The following is a 2,320-nucleotide window of genomic DNA, read 5'->3' on the forward strand; positions in this document are numbered from 1 at the left end:
TGATACGCTGCCTGTACCAATGGGTGTACGCGCTGGTGGCAAAAAAATTGCGATAAACCTGCATGACAAAATTGAACGTCAGGGTCATGGTCCCCATGGTCTGATTGCAGGTACAACTGGTTCAGGTAAAAGTGAAGTTATCCAGTCCATCGTAGCTTCACTCGCTGCAGAATTCCATCCACATGATCTGGCCTTCATGCTGATTGACTATAAAGGTGGCGGGATGTCCAATACATTTGTTGATCTGCCTCATGTGGTAGGGACAATCACCAATCTGGATGGGAATTTGATCGAGCGGGCGAATATTTCACTTCGTGCCGAACTGGTCAGAAGGCAAAAAATATTAAATGATGCGGGAAACCTCCAGCATATTGATGAATATTACAAGATTCTGCGTTCCAGACATGAACAAAGAGTTTGGTAAGAGGCTTTGTGTAGAATAAGCACGATGAGGGTAGATATGATGTTTTGAGTCAGTAAGCAGTCCAAAAATAACATATTAAGTAGGAGGAAACCATGTACACAGCAAAAATCCGGAAGAAACCATGGCAAAGAATGTCCATGCTGGTTCTTTCCTTTATTCTGGCGATTGGAACGTTGCCCATGAGTTTGGCTCAAGCGGATGCGACTAACCAGACTCCTGTTGGTCCGGGCGGAGTTGGATCCCCTTCACTATGGCTACGACCAGAGCGGGTAAACGGAGTTGCCAGCGGCGAAAAGGTGAATATCTGGGAAGATCAAGGCAGTAAAATAAACAACGCAACCCAAAGTACGGAAGCGAATCAACCGACCTATTGGGATGATAAAAATCATAATATCAATTTCAATCCGGTATTGGAATATAACGGCACGAGTAGTTTTATGAATCTGGATGTAAGTAAGCTTCCTCAAGGGAAGAGCTCCAGATCGATCATTACCGTTAGCAAAACCAATAAAACGGGAGGCCTCAATTATATTATTTCATGGGGAGTACAAACGGGTGCTTATACGGGGAAAGTCATCCGCACCATTATGCAATGCACGAAGTCGATCATTCAGCATGGTGCTTGCCGAGATCATCAGAATGGGCACAGTGGAGTGCTGGCGAAAGGCATCTACGAGATCATTTCCATCCATTTCAGGAAGCATGAGATCCGTTACAACAATATCCGGCTGGAATTGTGGAAACAGTTGAAGTGCCTCGCGGGCATGATGAACCCGTTCAGTGATGTATCCTTCCTCCTCAAGAAAGAAAGCAATCATGTCGGCCAGATTTTTCTCATCTTCTATAAGAAGTACTTTGATAGTCATAGGGTCACACTCCTGGTGAAAATAATATGTTAAGAAAATGCTAAAAAAACAAGGTGAATTGCGAATAAATGCCGCAAATTTTTTAATGTTTCTATCCCAAAATATAGGATGTATATGTAGAGAAAGAATAAGCTTTTTGCATGAACTTCAATATTCTCGTGCCGACAGAGAAGGGCACCGCGGCCGACCAGACGTGGACCTTCAGCGACGCGAAGAACGTCGGTCTCTTCACCGCGTGCCAGAACAAGGGCACCGCCTGGGAGGTGCTGAAGTTCGCCACCAGCCAGGAGCAGGACGGCAAATGGCTCGAAGAGACCGGTCAGATGCCGCTCCGCACCGACCTGACCACGACCTACGCCGACTACTTCAGCGCCAACCCGGCATACCAGCAGTTCGGTGACCAGGCCGCGCGCACCGTCGAGGTGCCCAACGTCACCAGCTCGGTCGAGATCTGGCAGGCGTTCCGCGACGAGTACTCCAAGTCGGTCATCTTCGGCGAAGAGGACGTGAACACCTTCCTCTCCAACGCCCAGATGCAGATCGACCAGCTCGCGGCGGGGAAGTGACGTGACCGTCGATCTCGCCGGCACGACCGGACGCAACGCCGGAAGTGAACATAAGCTGTATCGTGTTGGACCAGAATTCCCATCGTTGTCGCCAGTTTGTAGACTTGTTCGTGCTGGAAGGGCACGATGACCCGCAATTTTTTGATCAGAAGCAGCACTTGATCAGCCCGGTTCTCATTTTGATGGAAAATGGCCAAATTACAGAGTGCATGCAGATTACCTGGTTCCTGTTCAAGCACTTCGGCAATAGTCTCTTTTGCTTTGGGAAACAGACCCATATAATAGTAGGCGAGTGCCAGATTGTTACGGGCAGCCAAGTAATCAGGATAATCAGAAGACATGCCTTCGAGCAATTCAGCAGCCTGTGCAAATTTTCCTTCTTCCAGCAGTTCCCGTGCCTGATCGTGCTCCACTACACCTTTGCGTGATTTGATTCGATTCAGTTTAGTCGGACGATCCAGCTC

General features: G+C 48.1%; 3 protein-coding genes and 1 pseudogene. 2 read left to right on the forward strand and 2 right to left on the reverse strand.

What is annotated here, in order from left to right:
- On the forward strand, nt 1-424 hold a 424-nt coding region (locus ACS72_RS19475), incomplete at its 5' end, for an FtsK/SpoIIIE domain-containing protein (RefSeq protein ID WP_048881212.1).
- A 536-nt stretch (nt 425-960) separates the two neighbouring features.
- On the opposite strand, the gene ACS72_RS19480 is transcribed toward ACS72_RS19475, so the two are convergent.
- Complete coding sequence (locus tag ACS72_RS19480) at nt 961-1,290, reverse strand: response regulator (RefSeq protein ID WP_212771680.1); 330 nt, start codon at nt 1,288-1,290, stop codon at nt 961-963.
- A gap of 140 nt (nt 1,291-1,430) precedes the next feature.
- Between ACS72_RS19480 and ACS72_RS19485 the strand changes: the two genes are divergently transcribed.
- Entirely contained in the window at nt 1,431-1,856 is a 426-nt protein-coding gene (locus ACS72_RS19485; RefSeq protein ID WP_048881214.1) for a hypothetical protein, read from the forward strand.
- 218 nt (nt 1,857-2,074) lie between these two features.
- Here the strand turns inward: ACS72_RS19485 and ACS72_RS19490 are convergent.
- Nucleotides 2,075-2,269 (reverse strand): annotated as a pseudogene (locus tag ACS72_RS19490) (tetratricopeptide repeat protein); the annotation flags it as partial.
- Nucleotides 2,270-2,320: the final 51 nt, after the last annotated feature.

The organism is Acinetobacter sp. VT 511 (assembly GCF_001077515.1).
Taxonomy (GTDB): Bacteria; Pseudomonadota; Gammaproteobacteria; order Pseudomonadales; family Moraxellaceae; genus Acinetobacter; species Acinetobacter schindleri.